This window comes from Ammonifex thiophilus (assembly GCF_003368535.1).
In the GTDB taxonomy this organism is placed as follows: Bacteria; Bacillota; Desulfotomaculia; order Desulfotomaculales; family Ammonificaceae; genus Ammonifex; species Ammonifex thiophilus.
This window is the reverse complement of sequence record NZ_QSLN01000002.1, coordinates 152,865-172,397: the sequence shown is the minus strand read 5'-3', so window position 1 is coordinate 172,397 and position 19,533 is coordinate 152,865. Positions and strand designations below refer to the sequence as shown.

The 19,533-nt window shown below is 59.5% G+C and carries 18 protein-coding genes; 17 read left to right on the top strand and 1 reads right to left on the bottom strand.

The genetic code is table 11. The features are described from left to right. Positions 1-69 precede the first annotated feature (69 nt). Complete coding sequence (locus DXX99_RS03180; protein ID WP_240610791.1) at positions 70-1,119, bottom strand: YeiH family protein; 1,050 nt, start codon at positions 1,117-1,119, stop codon at positions 70-72. 542 nt (positions 1,120-1,661) lie between these two features. Between DXX99_RS03180 and atoS the strand changes: the two genes are divergently transcribed. From atoS to DXX99_RS03095, 17 genes are all read left to right on the top strand, one after another. Then, positions 1,662-3,515: a two-component system sensor histidine kinase AtoS gene (atoS, locus tag DXX99_RS03175; protein WP_165847676.1), complete on the top strand. Its 1,854-nt coding sequence runs from the start codon at positions 1,662-1,664 to the stop codon at positions 3,513-3,515. Continuing rightward, positions 3,490-4,881, top strand: coding sequence for a sigma-54-dependent transcriptional regulator (locus tag DXX99_RS03170; RefSeq protein ID WP_115792061.1), 1,392 nt, complete (start codon positions 3,490-3,492; stop codon positions 4,879-4,881). The genes atoS and DXX99_RS03170 overlap by 26 nt, the downstream gene beginning before the upstream one ends. 86 nt (positions 4,882-4,967) lie before the next feature. Beyond that, positions 4,968-5,402 (top strand): universal stress protein, encoded by a 435-nt coding sequence (locus tag DXX99_RS03165; RefSeq protein WP_115792060.1) that lies wholly within the window; start codon positions 4,968-4,970, stop codon positions 5,400-5,402. 155 nt (positions 5,403-5,557) lie between these two features. Next, positions 5,558-6,490 carry a sulfite exporter TauE/SafE family protein gene (locus DXX99_RS03160; RefSeq protein ID WP_115792059.1) on the top strand — a complete coding sequence of 311 codons (933 nt, stop codon included), beginning with the start codon at positions 5,558-5,560 and terminating at the stop codon, positions 6,488-6,490. Positions 6,491-6,502: 12 nt separating this feature from the next. Next, positions 6,503-6,925, top strand: coding sequence for a DUF1634 domain-containing protein (locus DXX99_RS03155; protein ID WP_115792058.1), 423 nt, complete (start codon positions 6,503-6,505; stop codon positions 6,923-6,925). Positions 6,926-7,058: 133 nt separating this feature from the next. Then, positions 7,059-9,509 (top strand): Lon protease family protein, encoded by a 2,451-nt coding sequence (locus DXX99_RS03150; RefSeq protein WP_115792057.1) that lies wholly within the window; start codon positions 7,059-7,061, stop codon positions 9,507-9,509. Beyond that, a complete protein-coding gene (locus tag DXX99_RS03145; protein WP_115792056.1) occupies positions 9,463-9,984 on the top strand; it encodes a methylated-DNA--[protein]-cysteine S-methyltransferase in 522 nt (173 codons plus the stop codon). The genes DXX99_RS03150 and DXX99_RS03145 overlap by 47 nt, the downstream gene beginning before the upstream one ends. Positions 9,985-10,025: 41 nt before the next feature. Further along, the gene (gene rplU, locus DXX99_RS03140; RefSeq protein WP_115792055.1) at positions 10,026-10,334 is read left to right on the top strand and encodes a 50S ribosomal protein L21; all 309 of its coding nucleotides are present in this window, start codon (positions 10,026-10,028) and stop codon (positions 10,332-10,334) included. Positions 10,335-10,366: 32 nt separating this feature from the next. Beyond that, complete coding sequence (gene rpmA, locus DXX99_RS03135) at positions 10,367-10,630, top strand: 50S ribosomal protein L27 (protein ID WP_115792054.1); 264 nt, start codon at positions 10,367-10,369, stop codon at positions 10,628-10,630. A 104-nt stretch (positions 10,631-10,734) separates the two neighbouring features. Next, positions 10,735-12,219, top strand: coding sequence for a cobyric acid synthase (locus DXX99_RS03130; RefSeq protein WP_205664620.1), 1,485 nt, complete (start codon positions 10,735-10,737; stop codon positions 12,217-12,219). 4 nt (positions 12,220-12,223) lie between these two features. After that, the gene (locus tag DXX99_RS03125; RefSeq protein ID WP_115792053.1) at positions 12,224-13,432 is read left to right on the top strand and encodes a cofactor-independent phosphoglycerate mutase; all 1,209 of its coding nucleotides are present in this window, start codon (positions 12,224-12,226) and stop codon (positions 13,430-13,432) included. Further along, positions 13,429-14,805, top strand: a complete 1,377-nt coding sequence (locus tag DXX99_RS03120; protein WP_115792052.1) for a cobyrinic acid a,c-diamide synthase CobB — start codon at positions 13,429-13,431, stop codon at positions 14,803-14,805. The genes DXX99_RS03125 and DXX99_RS03120 overlap by 4 nt, the downstream gene beginning before the upstream one ends. Positions 14,806-14,850: 45 nt before the next feature. After that, positions 14,851-15,345, top strand: coding sequence for a Spo0B domain-containing protein (locus tag DXX99_RS03115; protein WP_115792051.1), 495 nt, complete (start codon positions 14,851-14,853; stop codon positions 15,343-15,345). A gap of 4 nt (positions 15,346-15,349) precedes the next feature. After that, positions 15,350-16,603 (top strand): GTPase ObgE, encoded by a 1,254-nt coding sequence (gene obgE / locus DXX99_RS03110; protein ID WP_115792050.1) that lies wholly within the window; start codon positions 15,350-15,352, stop codon positions 16,601-16,603. Between the two features lie 4 nt (positions 16,604-16,607). Then, on the top strand, positions 16,608-17,729 hold the full coding sequence (gene proB, locus DXX99_RS03105; RefSeq protein WP_115792049.1) for a glutamate 5-kinase: 1,122 nt from the start codon (positions 16,608-16,610) through the stop codon (positions 17,727-17,729). Positions 17,730-17,744: 15 nt separating this feature from the next. Beyond that, entirely contained in the window at positions 17,745-18,239 is a 495-nt protein-coding gene (locus tag DXX99_RS03100) for an HIT family protein (RefSeq protein ID WP_115792048.1), read from the top strand. Beyond that, complete coding sequence (locus tag DXX99_RS03095) at positions 18,236-19,495, top strand: glutamate-5-semialdehyde dehydrogenase (protein WP_115792047.1); 1,260 nt, start codon at positions 18,236-18,238, stop codon at positions 19,493-19,495. The genes DXX99_RS03100 and DXX99_RS03095 overlap by 4 nt, the downstream gene beginning before the upstream one ends. The last annotated feature ends 38 nt before the right edge of the window (positions 19,496-19,533 follow it).

Below are 19,533 nucleotides of genomic sequence, written 5' to 3'. Positions count from 1 at the left end.
ATCTTCGCATGAAGTTAAGAAAGCGGCAACCTAGAAAGGTTGCCGCTCGGAGCTTGGGGAGCCGTTTTTTTACTTTATGGGTTGGGCGATTATCCCGCCGAAGAAGAGGTGGCTCAGGATAAAGCCCATGATCACGTTTACCAGCACTACTGTGGAGAAGGCGATTACCGGCTTTATCCCCTCCACTTTAAGATCTTTGAAGCGCGTGTTAAGTCCGATGCAGAGGAAGGCTAGGGTGAAGAGCCAGGTCCTCAATACGTTGAGGTTGCCTATCACGTGGGCGTTGACAGCCGTCCCGTAGGTGCTGACCCAGTAGGTGGAGAGAAGGGAAGCCACCAGGAAGGCCAGGACGAACTTGGGGAAGCGCTCCCAGATTACTCCGACACCAGGACGTCCGGCCTCTCCCTGACCGTTGCCCCAGCGGGTCACGGCCACGATGGCTAGCAGGAAGGCCACTATAGCCACCATAACGTCGCGGTTGAGCTTGACCAGGGTGAAGACCTGCACCGCCTTTTCCGACACCATGGCAGCTGCTGCCAGCCCGGCGGCGTCGGCCAGCTCCGAGCCGCCGATCCAAGCCCCGGCCACCACATCGGGCAGGCCCAGTAGACGGGAGAGAGCGGGCAGAAGGAAGATGAGCCCCAGGGCGTAAAGCACCACCAGGGAAGCTACGTACCCCACCTTTTTCTGGTCGGCCCCGATGGCGCAGCCCACGGCTATGGCCGCCGAAACGCCACATATGGAAGAACCGGCACCCAGAACTGCGGCGAATTCCCGCTCCAGGCCGAGCTTCCGGGAGATGAGGAAGGCTGTTGTGAACCCGGTGGCGATTATGAGGGCCGCCTCTAGGAATCCCCATACGCCACCCTTTACAATAGTAGTGAAGGGCAAAGCGGCTCCTAGAAGGACGATACCCGTTTTGATGTAAAACTCGGTGTGGTCGCTAGCCGCGCGGAGCCAGCGGGGTAGGGGAAGGAGGTTACCGATTATAAGCCCTAGAACCAAAGACCAGAAGGGATACTCCAGCCCGTAGTGCTTTAGCGTCTGCTGGCTACCTAAGATTAGTACTAGAAAAGCTCCTAGGAACAGTACGGTAAATCCTGCTATGTAGTGTAGCACATTTTCTCCCATAGCTCTGGCAGCTGTGGTGGTAAGGACCGTCAGTAGTGTGTATACTAATATATATGCCGGCAGGTTGCTAATAAGATGATTTGCTAAGTTTTTCTTGGGCCATTCTACCGGCATGGCATTTTTGATAATATCTGGGTTGGCAAAGTGCGTTACAAAGGCCATAAATACCAGCATAAGGAAGAAAATGCCCAAATAAACTGACCACCAGTCTTCACTGGTGATAAAGGGGCTTTTCTTTGTAGCAGGTTTGCAGACAATTTCGGCCATTGCGCTCTGTACCTCCTTGACCGTAGTGGTGCTTGTTGTAGGTTGTTTCCTTTTATTTCTTGTTTGGGCTTGTATCACCTCCTGGAGAGCCGTATGTGCTAGTAAAAACATTCGGATTGATGATAGCACATGCGACTTGCGATTGTTATGTATGCTTGATGAAGCAATTTTGTCTTCTTGCCGACAATAATGCCTTTAAGGTAATAAGAGAGGAGTCGACGAAAGGAAAGCGAAATCAAGAACAGGAGGAGATGAGGTTATTTATGCGCTTCTGGAACCGGAAGCTAGGTTTTGGTAAGCAACTTTTTCTCTTCACCTTCGTGCTCCTTGCTCTGCCAAGTTTTCTTACCTTTTACATGCTACACGTGATGCAGCGGGCAGAGCAGGGAATGATTGAAGGGGATAAAGCCAAATTGGAGCGGGCCATGGCTTTGCTGGATCACCGCTTTCATGGCACCTTTGAAGACATCTTGAAGGAGCACAACGTTCCGCCCGATGCCCGGACCCGAGATAAGGTGCGGGTGCTCAACGAGGCGCTCAAACCCATCATCGACTCGGTAGCGGTCGAGTACCCTGGGGTGGAGTTCGGCTTTTACTCCAAGGATCTGGACGTCATTCTTAATGGGCGCACCGAGACTTACGGGGAAAACTTTTCCACCCGGCGCAAGGCGGATATTGAACGCACCATCACTACCCGCAGTCCGGTGGCTACCGTGGTGGGACCTAGCGGCACGGGGCTTATAGAGACCTACCGGCCCCTCGTGCGCAACGGGGAGGTCATTGGTGCGGTGGTGGCGCAGGAGAATGCTAAAGACGTTTACCAGCGGCTGGCACGGGTGCGGCGGGAAGCCTACCTCACCATCGCCGCCGGTATTGTCATAGGAGTTGGAGGTTTTTTCTTTCTGCTTAACCGCTTTTTGGAAATTATCAGCCGAGTTAAGGAGGGGCTTTCTCACCTGGAGACCGATCTGAGCTACCGGCTCCCCCCGGCTTTCGGTGAGCTAGGGGAAATTGCGGCGGCCATTAACCATCTAGCTAACTGCTTGGCGGAAGTGAAGAGCTTCAACGAGCTTATCTTAGATAACGTCGAGGCGGGAGTCATAGCCCTGGATACCGAGGGCAAGGTAGTGCTGGTAAATCCGGCGGCTGCCCGGACCCTGGGGGTTAATGCCAAAGAGATGGTGGGGAGGCCGGTGGCGGAGGTCTTCCCACCGGGGCCGTTACGGGAGGTTCTGGAGCGGGCCTGGCAGAGAGGGGAAACAGTGCGCGAACTTTCTCTCAAGCACCCGGTAGGGGAAGGAGAAAGGGACCTTATCGTGGGAACCAACTTCCTCTCCGGTCCACAGGGGAACCCGGTGGGGGTGCTGCTCACCTTCAGAGACGTTACGGAAAGGCGCAGGCTGGAGGAAAGGGTGCAACGCCAGGAGCGCTTGGCGGCCTTGGGCAAGTTCGTGGCCGGCGTGGCGCACGAGATCCGTAACCCCCTGACCACTATAAGCGGCTATATCCAAATGTGGCAGCGCTACGGCAAGCCTACTCCTCACTCCCTTCCCTTGGTGGCTCAGGAGGTACGACGGCTTAATGCCATCGTGGACAAACTTTTGTTCTTCGCCCGCCCGGCAGAGATGAAGCTCAAACCTCACGATCTCAATCAGTTGGTGGTTCAGGTACTGCAGTTCATAGGCCATGCCCAAGACAATAAGGTAAAGGTGGAGATTTCACTTTCGCCGGAGCTTCCTAAGGTGTTCCTCGACCCCGAGCAGATGCGCCAGGTGCTCATGAACATAATCTACAATTCCTATCAGGCTATGCCTAACGGCGGGCTTCTCAGCGTCTCCACCGAGCTTACATCTGACGGCAAGTACGCAGTGGTGACGGTGAGTGATACCGGGTGCGGCATTCCGCCTGAGAACCTGCCCCGCATCTTCGATCCCTTCTTCACCACTAAGGCGCGGGGCAGCGGTCTAGGCCTGGCTCTGGCGCACGAAGTAGTTACCGCTCATGGGGGGCACATCGAAGTAGAAAGCAAGGTAGGGGTAGGCACCACCATGCGCGTCTACCTGCCCGTGGGAGAAAAGGAGGTGCTAGTAGATGGCCCGGCTGCTGGTGGTAGATGATGAGGAGAGCGTCTGCCAGATGCTGAGGGACCTTCTGGAGACCGAGGGTTATGAGGTAATCACGGCTTTGGAGGCCAAGGAGGCTCTGGAGAAGCTAGACCGGGAGGAGGTAAACGCAGCCCTGATCGATATCCGTATGCCGGACATCGACGGGCTGGCCTTTTTCAAGCTTCTGAAAGAGAAGGGGTACACTTTCCCAGTCATTCTCATGACCGCCTACGGCTCCACCGATACGGCGATAGAAGCCATGAAGCTAGGCGCTTTTGATTACGTGCTTAAGCCTTTCAACATAGAAGAGCTTTTGCTGACGGTGAAGAAAGCGGTGGAGGTGGAAGCTTTAGCGCGGGAGATGGAGGCGCTCCGGCGGGAGCTGGCGGGAGAGGCGCCTACTGAAGAGCTCCTTGGCCGTTCCCCGGCCATGATCGAGGTCTTCAAGCAAATAGGCAAGTTTGCCGACACCGATTACACCGTACTCATAACGGGCGAGACGGGCACGGGCAAGGAACTGGTGGCGGGGGCGTTACACCGTAACAGCCGCCGTCGCCAGGGGCCTTTTGTACGGATAAACTGCGCAGCTATTCCGGAGAATCTCTTGGAGAGCGAGCTTTTCGGCTACGAGAGAGGCGCCTTTACCGGTGCAGTCTCTCGCAAGATAGGTAAGTTCGAACTGGCCGAGGGAGGTACCCTCTTTCTGGACGAGATAGGGGAGCTCCCCCTTTCGATGCAGGCCAAGCTTCTGCGGGTGCTGCAGGAAAGGGAATTCGAGCGGGTAGGAGGCACCAGGACTATAAAAGTAGACGCCCGGATAATCGCGGCCACCAACCGAGATCTCGAGCGGATGGTAAAGGAAGGGAGCTTCCGCGAGGATCTTTACTACCGCCTAAACGTGGTGACCATCCACGTCCCGCCCCTCCGGGAGCGGAAGGAGGACATACCCCTCTTGGCGGAGCACTTCCTCCGGCGGGCGGCGGCCGAGCTGGGCAAGGCAGTGCAAGGCTTTTCCCCCGAGGCCATGAGGCTTCTGGAGGCCTACGACTGGCCGGGCAACGTGCGGGAGCTGCGCAACGTCTGCGAGCGGGCGGTGGTTCTGGCCCAAGGCCCCCTCATCCTCCCCGAAGACCTGCCGCTGACCTTGCGTCAGCCGGAAGAACTCGGCCTGGGGAAGGGGGAGATTGAGTTGCGGTTGCGCTCGGGGCAGACGCTGGCAGAGATTTTGCACGATGTGGAACGTACAGTCATCTTAAAGGCCTTGCGGGAGCACAACTACAACCGCACCCGTACTGCCCAGGCTTTGGGCATCAGCCGGCGCACTCTCCACTTGAAGCTTAAAGAGTACGGCCTGGGGGGGGAAGAGGATTCAGATTAAAATTTTGTGTAGTTGTCAGAAGTAGTGAGTTCCTATATAATTGATTAGTGAAAATTGTAACTTTCTCAGTTGGAGGGGTGGGAGCAATGAAGCTGCTGGTGCTCTATGACGGGTCCATGAACGCGCTGCGGGCAGCAGAGAGTGCGGCGAAGCTGGTAAAGGCCATGGGTGGCGGGGAAGTAGTCCTCTTGCAGGTGGTAGAGTTTTGGGAAACAGGGGCGTGGGGCTTTCTGACCTTGCCCGATGAGGAGCAGGAGCGGATCATCAACCAGGCCAAGGAAAAAGCATTGGCGGGTATGTGCAAGCCGGAACAGGTGCTTAAGGAAGTTGGAGCTAAGGTAGAGAAAGTGGTCCTGGTGGGCGAGGTAGTTCCTACAATTATCGAGTACGCCGATCAAATGAACCCTGATCTCATCGTTATGGGCAGCCGAGGTATGGGCCCCATAAAGGAACTGGTGCTGGGGGGGATTTGCCACAAGGTTCTGCAGTTAGCTAAACAGCCGGTTATGGTGGTGAAATAGCATCTTAGGACCGGGAGGGGGGTGTTAGGGAGGAGAAAGCTTTGAGAGGACGACCGGGACAAACAGAAACCTTTGATAAAGAAGAAAAAGCACTTTGTTTTTTGGCGTTATAGTTGCTTTTGGCTCACGATACTACCACGGTAGGGGGGAAAAACATGCTGGCTTTGCTTTCAGGCACCGTCCTGCTGGCGCAGGGTACGGCAGCGGGCCAGGCGGCTGCAGCTGCGGCTGACCCTAGCGGTTCCAACTGGTGGATTTGGCCTCTGCTCCTGTTCGTCTTTACGGTGGTTCTTGGAATAGTAGCTGTTTTGGGCGGCGTAGGCGGCGGAGTTCTTTTCACCCCTCTGGTGGGCGGCTTTTTCCCCTTCCACCTGGACTTCGTCCGTAGCGCGGGATTGTTGGTAGCACTTTCCGGATCTTTGGCGGCGGCACCAGGGCTTCTGCGCTCCAACCTGGCAAGCTTAAGATTGGCCTTGCCTGCCGCTCTGTTGGCCTCTACAGCTAGCGCCTTTGGCGCTCTGGTGGGCTTGGTCCTGCCCAAGAACGTGGTACAGGTTCTGCTTGGCATCACCATTCTCTTTGTGGCTTTCCTCTTCATCGTCTCCAAGCGGGCCGAGTTCCCCCACGTGCCCCACGCCGACAAGCTAGCGCAGGTCCTCAAGATCCACGGCATCTACTACGAGGCCTCTACTGGGCAGACGGTGGAGTGGACCGTCTGGCGCACACCTGTAGGGCTCATTCTCTTCGTCTTCATCGGGTTCATTGCCGGCATGTTCGGTCTGGGAGCCGGGTGGGCTAACGTGCCGGTGCTGAACCTGGTCATGGGCGCCCCCTTGAAGATCGCGGTGGGTACCAGCAAGTTCCTCCTATCCATCACCGATACTTCTGCGGCCTGGGTGTACCTCAACTCCGGGGCCTGTCTTCCCATGATTGTGGTGCCCTCGGTAGTGGGGATCATGCTGGGTTCCTTCATCGGGGTTAAGCTTTTGACCATCGTGCGTCCCAAGGCGGTGCGGTACATCGTCATCTTGCTCATGATAGTCGCCGGCATAAGGCCTCTGCTACAGGGCCTTGGCATCTGGAAGTAAGGGGGGAAGAAGATGAGCGACAAGGGCAAGGCGGTAGAGATTCCGCGGGAGCAGCAGGTTTACGCCACCGTTCTGTATTGGGGCATGCTTATAGGCATGGGCCTGCTCATAATGACCTTTATCCTCTATATGTTCGGAGTACTCAAACCTTTCATTCCGGTGACAGAGCTTCCCAAGCTCTGGGGAATGAAGGTAAAGAAGTTCGTCGAGGTAACACAGGTACCTACTGGTTGGAACTGGGTGTACCATCTAGACAAGGGAGACTTCCTCAACTATATTGGCATTGCCATACTGGCAGGTCTGCAGGTGCTAGGGTTTATAATACTCTTCCCCTTCTACGTCGCCAAGCGCGACGTACCCTTTAGCATCATCGTGCTAGCCGAGATAGTAGTGCTGCTGCTGGCCATTACCGGGGTCATCCACCTGGCGGAGTAAGCAGCCCGAAACGCTTTCTGGAAAGGGGGGAGGAAGCGCTTCCTTCCCCCTTTCTCTATCTTGCCGTTTTCCGTCGTCTCTTAATATAATCCCCCTTAAAAGACCTGGGTTTCGGGGAAAGGAGCGGTGATCTTTGGCACGGCGAGCTACGGCAGAAGAGGTCAGAGCCATTTGCACTGAGGAAGAGCTGGGTTCTTGGCTCAAAACCGATGAGATCGAACCGCTGGAGAGCATCATCGGTCAAGAGAGAGCGGTAAAGGCCTTAGAGTTCGGGCTGGAGATAGAGGATCAGGGGTTCAACATCTTCGTGGCCGGCCTTCCGGGAACGGGGCGGACCACGGCGGTAAAGAACTTTTTAGAAAACATAGCTAAAACCAAGCCCACCCCCTCGGACTGGTGCTACGTCTATAATTTCCGGGATCCTTACACCCCCCGAGCTATCGAGCTACCGGCGGGCAAGGGGGTGGAGTTTGCCCGGGATATGAAGAACTTTATCGCCTCTGCTCGCCGGGAGATTCCCCGGGCTTTTGAAAGTGAAGAGTACGCCAAAAAGAGGGAAGAGACCATCGAAACTTTCAACGCCCAGCGCAACCGCCTTTTCCAAGAGCTGAACGAGCGGGCGAGTGAGGCTGGTTTCATGATCCAGCCTACGCCTACCGGTCTCTTTATCATCCCGGTAATCGACGGCGAACCCATTAAAGATAAAGACTTTGCCGCTTTGCCCCGCGAGCAACAGGAGGAGATCATAAGACGGCGCGAGGAACTGGAGGCTGAGGTTGCCAGTACTTTCAGGGAACTGCAGAACATCGAGCGCATGGCGCACGAGGCGATAAGGGAGCTTGACCGGCAGGTGGCTGACTACGTGCTGGGGCTCCTGCTCAAAGATATGCGGGAGAAATACCGCTCCCTGCCGGCCGTGCTCAACTACCTGGAGGCGGTCAAGGCAGACATTTTGGACAACTTAGCCCTTTTCCGCGGCCGGGCGGAGGGGGAGCGGCCGGGGCCGCCGTGGCACCGGGAAGACCCCTTCCGGCGCTACGAGGTCAACGTGCTGGTCGACAACAGCGAGCTCCAGGGAGCCCCGGTGATAGTGGAGTACAACCCTACCTACAGCAACCTGGTGGGGCGCATCGAGCGGGAGGCGGTCTTCGGAGCTCTTATAACCGACTTCACCATGATCCGCCCCGGGGCTCTGCATAGAGCCAACGGCGGCTACCTCATCATTCCCGTGGAGGAGATGGTGCGCAACCTCTTCTCCTGGGACGGGCTCAAGCGGGCTTTGCGGGAAGGGAGGGTGGTCATCGAGGACATAAGCGAGCGGCTGGGGCTGCTGACCACCAAGACCCTGCAGCCCGAGCCCATACCCTTAAAGCTCAAGGTCATCCTTCTGGGCGACCCCTGGCTTTATTACATCTTCTTCCACTACGACCCCGATTTCCAGGAGCTCTTTAAGGTGAAGGCGGAGTTTGGCACCCGCATGGACCGGACGCCGGAAAACGTGCGCAAGTACGCCGCCTTTTTCCGTACCCTCTGCGAGAAGGAAAATCTTCTGCACTTGGATGCTTCGGCGGTGGCCAAGCTGGTGGAGTACGGCTCGCGCCTGGCGGAGGACCAGACCAAGCTGGCCACCCGGTTCTCGGAAATTGCCGATGTGGTGCGGGAAGCCTGCTACTACGCCCGTAAGGAAGGGGCGGCTTACGTCTCGGCTTGCCACGTGCGCCAGGCCATCGACGCCCGCTTCTACCGCTCTAACCTCATTCAGGAACGCATTCAGGAAATGATCACCCGGGGCTTCATCAAGATCGAGGTGACGGGGGCCAAAGTGGGGCAGGTCAACGGGCTGGCGGTCATCGATCTGGGGGATATCTCCTTTGGGCGTCCTCAGCGCATAACGGCCACGGTGGCTGCGGGCAAGGAGGGAGTAATCGATATCGAGCGGGAGGCGCGGCTGGGCGGGCGCATCCACACCAAGGGAGTGCTTATCCTCACCGGCTACCTAAACGAGAAGTACTACCGCGAGGCCCCTCTAAGCTTGGCGGCACGCCTGGTTTTCGAGCAGAACTACGAGGGGGTGGAGGGGGACAGCGCCTCCAGCGCCGAGCTTTATGCGCTCCTCTCGGCCCTTTCCGGTCTCCCCATCAAGCAGAACCTGGCGGTCACCGGCTCGGTCAACCAAAAGGGGGAGATCCAGGCGGTAGGGGGAATTAACGAAAAGATAGAGGGGTTCTTCGACATCTGTAAGGCCAAGGGGCTGACGGGCGACCAGGGGGTGATTATTCCTTCGGCCAATAAGGAGAACCTCATGTTGCGGGAAGATGTGGTGGAAGCGATAAAGCAGGGACTTTTCCACATCTACTTCGTAAATACGGTGGACGAAGGAATAGAGCTCTTGACCGGGGTGCCGGCGGGAGAAAGAGGACCTGACGGGAAATTCCCACCCGACACCGTACACGGGCGGGTGGCGGCCCGGCTTAGAGAGATGGCGGAACAGATAAACAACCTGGAGGAAGAAGAGGGTGAGGGGATCCCGGAAGAGGATGGAAACGGAGAAGAAGACGGGGAAACAGATAGCGCAGAAGATTGAGGTGCCCTCATGGGGTGAGTTTCTAGCCCTGTGGTCCACCGAGGGGAAGCTTAAGAAGCTTTCCTTCCCCGGCTTCTGGCAGGGCTTGGAGGGCCTCCCCGGCTGCCCTTCACCGGGCGAGAGGCTGGCTCTGGCCTTGAAGACTTACTTTGCCGGGGAGCAGGTGGACTTTAGCTGGGTGCCGCTCGATCTAAGTGCTTATACCCCTTTCCAGAGACGGGTGCTGGAGTTTGTCCGGCAGCTTCCCTACGGGAAATTGGTCTCTTACGGCGAACTGGCCCGGGCCTTGGGGGTGCCCGGCGGGGCGCGGGCGGTGGGCCGGGCCTTGGCGGCTAACCGCGTCCCCATTATCATCCCCTGCCACCGGGTGATCGCCCGCCGAGGGCTGGGGGGATTTAGTTTGGGAAAAGATTGGAAACGAAAGCTTCTGGCGCTGGAGAAAAGGGGCCTTTGCCCGGAACGATATTTGTGCTAAAATATCGCTTGGTCTGGCTTAGAGGAAGGAGTGGAAAGGAAATGTACGCCGTTATCGAAACGGGTGGCAAGCAGTACCGGGTAGAAGAAGGACAGCGGCTGAAAGTGGAAAAGCTGCCGGCAGATGTGGGGGAAGTGGTGAATCCCCGCGTGCTGATGGTGGTCAAGGACGGTGAGGTCAAGATCGGTGCGCCCGAGGTTGAGGGGGCGCGGGTGGACCTCAAGGTCTTGGGGCACGGGAAGCACCCCAAGATCGTGGTCTTCAAGTACAAGCCCAAGAAGAACTACCGGCGCAAGAAGGGGCACCGGCAGCTCTACACCGAGGTCCTGGTCGCCAAGATAGAGGCGTAAAACTCGCTTTTTAAGGAAAGGGGGGATACGTTATGGCCCACAAAAAGGGTGTCGGCAGTTCGCGTAACGGACGGGATTCTAACGCTAAATACCTGGGCGTGAAGTGCGGCGACGGCGAGTTCGTCACGGCGGGCTCGATCCTGGTGCGTCAGCGGGGCACCAAGTTCCACCCCGGCAAGAACGTGGGGCGGGGTGGCGATGACACCCTCTTTGCCCTGGTGGACGGCTTCGTGCGCTTCCACTCCCGGGGTCGGGAGCGCAAGTACGTGAGCGTGGTTCCCGCGCTGACAAGCTAAGCTCCAGAGGTTCGGGGTGTATATTTGCGAGGACGGATCGATCGAGGCGGGAGGGGTTAAACCCGCCTTTTTACTTTTTAAAGAGTCTTGGGGAGGTACGCTTTTTGGCCAAGGCTTTGATGGTTCAGGGAACCACCTCGCACGCGGGGAAGAGTTGGCTGGTGACCGCCCTTTGCCGGCTTTTGCGGCAGGAGGGCTGGCGGGTTGCTCCCTTCAAGGCCCAGAACATGTCCCTTAACGCCTATGTCACCCCCGAGGGTGGAGAGATCGCCTACGCCCAAGCCCTGCAGGCAGAAGCGGCGGGGATCCCTCCTTCGGTGGACATGAACCCGGTCTTGCTCAAGCCCCAGCGGGACACCATAGCCGAGCTGATACTCCAGGGTAAGGCGGTAGGTTTGCTTTCGGCGCGGGACTACCGGAGGGCGTGGCTGGAGAGGGCTTGGGAGGTGGTAAAAGAAAGCTTCGGTCGTCTAGCTGACCGGCACGAGATCATCGTCATCGAAGGAGCGGGTAGTCCGGCGGAGGTAAACCTCAAGGACCGGGACATCGCCAACATGCGGATGGCCGCTTGGGCCCAAGCCCCAGTCATCCTGGTGGCCGATATCGACCGGGGCGGCGTTTTCGCTCAGCTGGTGGGAACCCTGGAGCTCCTTTCCCCGGAGGAGCGCGAGCGGGTGAAGGGGCTGGTCATCAACAAGTTTCGCGGGGAGCTTTCCATCCTGGAGCCGGGCCTGCGCTTCCTGGAAGAGCGCACGGGCAAGCCAGTGCTGGGGGTGCTCCCTTACGTGGAGCTACCGGGCCTGGGGGCGGAGGATTCCCTTTCGCTCAGGGACGGTGGAGGGGAAGGGGAGATCGAGGTAGCGGTGGTCCACCTTCCCCGGATAAGCAACTTTACGGATTTCGAGCCTCTTTCCCTGGAACCGGACGTGTCCTTGCGCTTTGTCCGCCATCCGCGGCAACTAGGTCATCCTGACCTGATAATCCTGCCGGGAACCAAGAGTGCCATAGACGCGCTGAAGTGGCTCCGGCAGACGGGCTGGGACCGAGCTCTTCTGCGGGCGGCAAGAGAAGGGACTTTTCTGCTGGGCATCTGCGGCGGCTACCAGCTTTTAGGGAAGGAACTTTGCGACCCCGGGGGATGGGAAGGAGAGAAGGGTTCTTATCCAGGCCTGGGGCTCTTGGAGGTGAGCACGGTCTTCGGCCCGGAAAAGGTTACCAGGTACCGGCGGGCTAAAGTCATAGCCCGTGGCTGGCTGGTGGCGGAGGGCACGGAGGTGGAGGGGTACGAGATTCACCGGGGGATCACCTTCCCGGCGTCCAAGGTAACGCCCCTTTTTGCCGCTAGCGGGGAGGAGGAAGGGGCCTGGCGGGAAAATGTGGCCGGGACTTATCTACATGACCTTTTCGTATCCGACCGGTTCCGCCGGGCCTTTCTCGACGCTCTGCGCCGGCAGCGGGGACTTCCACCCCGCTCCTTCCCGACCCTGGCCTACCGGCAGCACCGGGAAAGGTGCTTAGACCGATTGGCGGAGCTTTTGCGGGAACACCTTCGGCTGGAGCTCGTTTGCCAGTGGCTGGAAAGGGGGTAAAGGCTTGAAGTATGTAGTGATTCTGGCGGACGGCATGGCCGATTACCCTTGCCCCTCCTTGGGAGGGCTTACCCCCTTGGCCTATGCCCGCACTCCCAATCTGGACGCCCTGGCCCACGCGGGGCTGGTAGGAGAGGTGAGAACCGTACCTCCGGGTTTCCCTCCCGGCAGCGACGTGGCCAACCTGGCGGTGCTGGGCTACGATCCCCGACGCTACTACACCGGGCGGGCTCCTTTAGAGGCGGCCAGCCAGGGGATAGAGCTTTCTCCTGCGGACCTCGCCCTGCGCTGCAACCTGGTCACCCTCTCCCCGGCGGAGGAATACGCTGACCGGGTCATGCTGGACTACAGTGCCGGGGAGATACCCACCGAGCGGGCCGAGGAACTCATAGCTTTTCTCCAGGAGAGGCTGGGGGATTTTCGCGTCCGGTTTTATCCGGGGGTGAGCTACCGGCACCTTATGATCTGGCGGGAGGGGCCGGACCCGGATAAGCTCAAACTTACCCCGCCCCACGATATAACGGGGCAGAGGATAGGACCCTACCTCCCTCAGGGGGAGGGGGCGGAGCTTCTGCGGGAGCTGATGGTCCGGGGAGCCGCACTTTTAGCCTCCCTTCCGGGAGAAAACGCGGCCAACGCCATCTGGTTCTGGGGGGCGGGGCGCCGGCCGCAGCTCCCCCTTTTCAGAGAGCGCTTCGGGCTTACAGGGGCGGTGGTGGCGGCCGTGGACCTCATCAAGGGGATAGGGAGGCTCTGCGGTATGCGCGTACCTTTGGTCCCCGGGGCTACGGGCAACACCCGCACCGACTACCGGGCCAAGGCCCAGGCGGCGTTAAAGGAACTCCAAGAGGGGGCGGACTTCGTCTTCGTCCACATTGAAGCTCCGGACGAGGCCGGGCACCAGGGGGACCTGGAAGAGAAGATCCGGGCCATCGAGTCCATAGACCGACTGGTGGTGGGTGAGATATTGAAAGGCCTCTGGGAAAGTTTTCCCTCCTGGCGCGTGCTGGTCCTACCTGATCATCCCACCCCGGTGGTCCGCCGCACCCATACTTCCGACCCGGTGCCTTTCCTGGCCGCGGGCGACCCTCCTTTGCCCGGTTCGGGCGAGGGGCGTCCCTTCACCGAAGAGGCGGCGGCCAGCTCCTCCTTCAAGCTGGAAGAGGGGCATCGCCTGCTTCCCTGGTTCTTGGGAAAGGAGACGGAAAATTGAAGCGGTTGGTAGTGGCAGGAGCGGGAAGCGGCAGCGGCAAGACTACGGTGACCCTGGGGCTGATGGCAGCCTTCAGGCGGCGGGGCCTTAAAGTGCAGGGCTTCAAAGTAGGCCCTGACTACATCGACCCGGGCTTTCACGCGGCCGTAACAGGGAGGGTGGCCCGCAACCTCGATCCCTGGCTCATGCCGGAAGAGGTCTTGTGCGAACTCTTTCTGCGCGGGAGCCGGGGGGCGGATTTGGCAATCGTCGAAGGGGTGATGGGGCTTTACGACGGCAGAGCCGGCTCGACGGAGGGGAGTACGGCCGAGCTTAGCAAGATCTTGCGTGCCCCGGTGGTGCTGGTGGTGGCGGCCCGGGGGATGAGCACCTCGGCGGCCGCCGTGGTCCTGGGCTTTAAGGCTTTCGACCCGGAAGTGAGGCTGGAGGGAGTAGTCTTCACCGGGGTGGGGAGCGAAAAACATGCTCGCCTTTTGCGGGAAGTGGTGGAGTCCCGGGTGGGGGTGAAGGTTTTTGGCTGCCTTCCCCGGCTGCCGGAGCTTGAACTCCCCTCCCGCCACCTGGGACTGGTGCCGGCGGCGGAGAGGTCGGATCTGAAAGAATATGCCGCCCGGTTGGCCGACGTGGTCGAGGCCAACTTCGATTTGGACGGGTGTCTAACCCTGGCCTCTGCCGCTCCTCCCCTCCTTCCTCCGGCCACTTCCCTTTTCCCCCCTTCTCCCCGGACCCCGCAAGCTAGGATAGCGGTGGCTTACGACCAGGCCTTTTCCTTCTACTATCCGGAGAACCTGGAGTTACTGGAAGCCTTCGGAGCGGAAATCGCCCCTTTCAGCCCCTGCGAGGCTCCTACCTTACCGGAGGGGAGCTCGGCTTTGTACCTGGGCGGCGGCTTCCCGGAAGTATTTGCCTCTAAGCTCAGCGCCAACCTGCCTATTAGGGAAGCGATAAAGGCGGCGGTGGAAAAAGGCATGCCGGTTTACGCCGAGTGCGGAGGGTTAGTTTATCTGTGCTCCTCCCTGGCCTGGAAAGGGGAGGAGTTTCGGCTGGTAGGGGCGCTTCCTTTCAAAGTGACGATGGGGGAGAGGCTCAAGCGGCTGGGCTACGTCGTGGCGGAGGTGCTTACTCCTTCTCCCTTTTTCCGGGCGGGGGAGAAGGTGCGAGGGCACGTATTTCATTATTCCCGTCTGGAGGGGGAGAGTGCCCTTCCCCCTGCCTTCCGCCTGCGCCGGAGCGGAGGGGAGGTGGAGGCGGAAGGGGTGGTCTACCGCCGCACCTTGGCCTCTTACCTTCACCTGCACTTCGCCTCTTTTCCTGCTTTAGCCGAACGCTTGGTGGAAGCCGCGGCGCTTTGTCGGCGGGAAGGAATTTTGTAAAGCTTGGCCGAACGATCTTAAAAAGCAGGAAGGACGAGGAAGGTCATGGAGGCGGCGGAGGCTCTGGCCCTCTTGCGGACCCAGTACCACGATTTCTTAAACCATCTGCAGGTCATCCTGGGCTTTCTGGAGCTCGGTCGCGAGGACCGCGCGCGGGAGCAGATAGGCCGGGCGGTGAAAGACATTGCTTCCCGCGGGCAGGTGGCCAAGTGCGGCCTGCCAGAAGTAGCCTGGCTTCTGCTTCTTTTTCAGGCAGAGGCACTCAAAGTAGGAATAAAAGTCTTTTTCGAGATAGAAAAGGTTTCTACTTTCCCTGTAGCTCCTTCCGGCCTGGCGCTTATTTCTCGCTGCCACCGGTTCATCCTGAAAGCGGGCAAAGATATGGAGCTTCTGGTGGTGGGCCGTCCCTGGCCGGAGGGTTACCTCTTGCGCTACGTGGGAAAGCTTAATTGGGAAGAGGTGGCAAGTAAGCTCAATTCACCCCAGGTCACCTTTGGTTCCGAGGACCTGCGTATAAGGCTTTTGCCAGGGGAGTTTTAGAAATATGTTCTACGATCACCTGAAGATTTACGTGAAGGCGGGAGACGGCGGGAACGGCTGTGTGGCCTTTCGGCGAGAGAAGTACGTCCCCTTCGGAGGCCCAGCGGGAGGAGACGGGGGGCGTGGGGGGCATGTCATCCTCAAGGCCGATGCTCGGCTGCGCACCCTCATCGACTTCCACTTCAAAAAGCACTTCAAGGCAGAAAGAGGGGGGCACGGGCAGGGGAACTGCCGCACCGGTCGGGACGGGAAGGATCTCATCCTGCGGGTTCCGGTGGGGACGGTGGTACGCGATGCCGCAACGGGAGAGATAATCGCCGATCTGGTGGAGGACGGTCAGGAAGTTATCGTGGCGCGGGGAGGACGCGGCGGCCGGGGTAATGCCCGCTTTGCCACCCCCACCAACCAAGCTCCCCGCTTCGCCGAAAAGGGGGAGCCGGGAGAAGAGCGCTGGATCGAGTTGGAGCTCAAGCTTCTGGCCGACGCGGGGCTTGTGGGCCTGCCCAACGCCGGCAAGTCCACGCTTCTGAGCCGGGTTTCAGCCGCCCGGCCCAAGATAGCCGACTACCCCTTCACCACCTTAGAGCCCTGCCTGGGGGTAGTCCGGGTGGAGGAAGGGGAAAGCTTTGTCCTGGCCGACCTTCCCGGGCTCATCGAGGGGGCGCACGCCGGGGCGGGCTTGGGGCACCGGTTCCTGCGGCACGTGGAGCGCACCCGCTTGCTGGTGCATGTTCTGGACATGTCAGAAATGGCGGCCATGGACCCCCTCAAGGCTTTCGAGGTGGTGAACCGCGAGCTTACGCTTTACGACCCGGAGCTGGCGGAAAGGCCCCAGATCATAGCGGCCAATAAGATGGATCTTCCCGGTAGCGAGGAAAACCTGAAGCGGCTGCAAGAAAGCTTGAAGGGATACGAAATATTCCCTATCTCGGCCGCCACCGGACAAGGTGTAGAGGCCTTGATCCGCCGTATAGCGGCCCTCTTGAAAGAACTTCCTCCTCCCAAGACTTTTGCCCCCGAGCACCCGAAGGAAAAGGTGGAACTGGAGGTGCGTCGGGAAGGGGAAGTCTTTGTAGTGGAAGGAGAGCTCAGTCGGCGTCTGCTCATGATCGACTGGGAGAATCCGGAGGCGCGGCGGGCGGCTGAGGAGCTCCTGCGCCGCCTGGGGCTGGAACGCAAGCTCCGCGAGGCGGGCGCCCGGCCTGGTGCCGTGGTGCGTATCGGCAAACAAGAATTCACCTTCCAGCCGGAGGAGTAAGCTTATGCGACGGGAGGAGTTTAAGCACTGTCGCCGCCTGGTGGTTAAAGTGGGCACGAGCTCCCTCACCCTGCCATCGGGAGAGCTCGATCTGGAACAAATAGCCAAGCTGGTGGACGAGCTAGCAGCTGTGCACCGAGAGGGAAGAGACGTGCTGCTGGTCACCTCCGGGGCTATCGGAGCGGGCATGGGGAAGCTGGGACTCAAGAGCCGGCCCCGCACCATACCGGAAAAGCAGGCCTGCGCCGCGGTGGGGCAAGGGCTGCTCATGCAGATCTACGAGCGCTTCTTCTCTTCCCACGGCATCACTGTGGGGCAAGTGTTGCTCACGCGGGACGACTTCGCCCACCGCCGCCGTTTCTTAAACGCCCGCAACACGCTTCTCACTTTGCTTGAGTACCGGGTGATTCCCATCATCAACGAGAACGATACGGTGGCGGTGGAGGAGATTCGCCTGGGGGACAACGACACCCTTTCTGCCCTGGTGGCCAGCCTGGTAAACGCCGAGCTTTTGCTCATCCTCTCCGACGTGGACGGGCTTTACACCGGCGATCCCCGCCGCGACCCGGAAGCCCAGCTGATTTCGGAGGTTAGAGAACTCACGCCGGAGATATGGGCTTTGGCCAGCGGACCCGGTTCGCAGGTGGGCAGCGGGGGCATGCTCACTAAACTGGAAGCGGCCCGCATTGCCGGCCGCTCCGGCTGTACCCTGGTGATTGCCCGGGCTTCCCTGCCGGGGGTGGTAAGGCGCGTTCTAGCCGGTGAGGAGATCGGGACTGTCTTTTTTCCTCGCGAGAGGCTACGCGCGAAGAGGCGCTGGTTGCTCTTTGGCGCTCAGGTAAAAGGAAAAATCTACGTGGATGCGGGAGCGGCCAAGGCTTTGCGAGAAGAGGGGAAGAGCCTTCTCCCCTCCGGCATCGTAAAAGTGGAGGGGAACTTCGAGGCGGGACACGCCGTTAGCATAGTCGACCCCGAGGGGAGGGAAATCGCGCGGGGTCTGGTGAACTACTCGGCGGCGGAGGTAGAGCAGATCAAAGGGTGCAAGACTTGCGAAATCGAGGCTGTGCTCGGTTCCCGCCTTTATGACGAAGTGGTGCACCGGGATAACCTGGTATTGCAAGAATAAGGGGGTTAAGCGGCGGTGGAGAGGTTGTGGGCTCCTTGGCGGGCGGTCTATGTCGGTAAGAGTACCGGTCGAACGGAATGCATTTTCTGTGCCAAGTTGCAGGACAACCGGGACGAGGAGAATCTCCTGCTGCTGCGGCGCGAGCACGCTTTCGTCTTAATGAACCTCTACCCTTACAACAATGGGCATCTGCTGGTGGCCCCTAACCGCCACGTGGGTGACGTTACGGAGCTCACGCCGGAGGAATGGCTGGAGATATTTACCTTAACCAAGGACATGGTGGAGATCCTGCGCCGGGTGATGCGTCCCGATGGTTTCAACATCGGCATTAACCTGGGCAAGGTGGCGGGCGCGGGGATACCCGAGCACTTCCACGTGCACATCGTGCCCCGCTGGGAAGGAGACACCAGTTTCATGACCGTCTTCGGTGAAGTGCGGGTGATCCCGGAAGCCCTAGGCGATACCTACGCTAAGCTTAGAAAAACTCTACAGGAGGTGGGGTTGGCGTGACTCCGATTGAGGAAGAGGTGGTAGCTAAGGCGCGAAGGGCCAAAGAAGCGGCCAGGCGGTTGGCCTACCTTCCCACCACGGTCAAGGACAAGGCCCTTATGGCCATGGCCGACGCCTTGGAGCGGGAAAAGGAGTTCATCTTAGAGGCCAACGCCCGTGACATGGAGGCAGCCCGGGCTAAGGGGCTATCCAAGGCTTTGCTCGACCGCCTTATGCTCAACGAGAAGCGCCTCCGGGAAATGGCCCAGGGCTTAAGGGACATAGTGAAGCTCCCCGACCCGGTGGGGGAGATCGTGGCCATGTGGAAGCGGCCTAACGGGCTGATGATAGGGCAGATGCGCGTGCCCTTAGGGGTTGTGGGGATGATCTATGAGGCCCGTCCCAACGTCACCGTGGATGCCGCTGGTCTTTGTCTTAAGGCGGGGAACGCGGTGGTCTTGCGGGGAGGGTCGGAGGCCCTTAACTCCAACGCGGCCATAGTCAAGGTCATAGCCCGGGCGGCGGTGGAGAGCGGGGTTCCGGAAGGAGCTATAGAATTTATCGATCGCCCGGAACGCGAGGCGGCCCAGGTGCTGATGCGGCTTAACGAGTACATAGACGTCCTCATTCCCCGCGGGGGAGCAGGGCTCATCCAAACCGTGGTTCGCACGGCCACCGTCCCCGTCATCGAGACGGGGGTGGGAAACTGCCACGTGTACGTGGACGCGGCGGCTGATCTGGCCAAGGCGGAGGCCATCGTCATCAACGCCAAGTGCCAGCGCCCCGGCGTGTGTAACGCCATGGAGACCCTACTCGTCCACCAAGAGGTAGCGCCGCGCTTCCTGCCCGCCGTAGGGGAAAAGCTGAGGGAACGTGGGGTGGAGATAAGGGGCTGCCCCGTTACCCTGCAGTATCTGCCCTGGGCCCGACCGGCTACCGAGGAAGACTGGGCCACCGAATTTCTCGACCTCATCCTCGCCGTCAAGGTGGTTCAAAGCCTCGACGAGGCTTTGGACCACATCTACCGCTACGGCACCAAGCACTCGGAGGCCATCGTGACCGAAGACTACTCTACCGCCCGGCGCTTCCTAGAAGCGGTGGATGCGGCGGCCGTTTATGTCAATGCCTCCACCCGCTTCACCGACGGGGGACAATTTGGCTTCGGAGCAGAGATCGGTATCTCCACCCAGAAGCTCCATGCCCGGGGGCCCATGGGGCTAAAAGAGCTCACCACCATAAAGTACATAATCTTGGGTGAGGGGCAAGTGCGGGAGTAACTTTTTCCCTCCCGCACTCGTAGACTGAGTCTGCGGGA

Coding starts and splice junctions, on each gene's coding strand:
- atoS (WP_165847676.1), top strand. CDS start 1,662: ATGCGCTTCTGGAACCGGAAGCTAGGTTTTGGTAAGCAACTTTTTCTC.
- DXX99_RS03170 (WP_115792061.1), top strand. CDS start 3,490: ATGGCCCGGCTGCTGGTGGTAGATGATGAGGAGAGCGTCTGCCAGATG.
- DXX99_RS03165 (WP_115792060.1), top strand. CDS start 4,968: ATGAAGCTGCTGGTGCTCTATGACGGGTCCATGAACGCGCTGCGGGCA.
- DXX99_RS03160 (WP_115792059.1), top strand. CDS start 5,558: ATGCTGGCTTTGCTTTCAGGCACCGTCCTGCTGGCGCAGGGTACGGCA.
- DXX99_RS03155 (WP_115792058.1), top strand. CDS start 6,503: ATGAGCGACAAGGGCAAGGCGGTAGAGATTCCGCGGGAGCAGCAGGTT.
- DXX99_RS03145 (WP_115792056.1), top strand. CDS start 9,463: ATGGAAACGGAGAAGAAGACGGGGAAACAGATAGCGCAGAAGATTGAG.
- rplU (WP_115792055.1), top strand. CDS start 10,026: ATGTACGCCGTTATCGAAACGGGTGGCAAGCAGTACCGGGTAGAAGAA.
- rpmA (WP_115792054.1), top strand. CDS start 10,367: ATGGCCCACAAAAAGGGTGTCGGCAGTTCGCGTAACGGACGGGATTCT.
- DXX99_RS03115 (WP_115792051.1), top strand. CDS start 14,851: ATGGAGGCGGCGGAGGCTCTGGCCCTCTTGCGGACCCAGTACCACGAT.
- obgE (WP_115792050.1), top strand. CDS start 15,350: ATGTTCTACGATCACCTGAAGATTTACGTGAAGGCGGGAGACGGCGGG.
- proB (WP_115792049.1), top strand. CDS start 16,608: ATGCGACGGGAGGAGTTTAAGCACTGTCGCCGCCTGGTGGTTAAAGTG.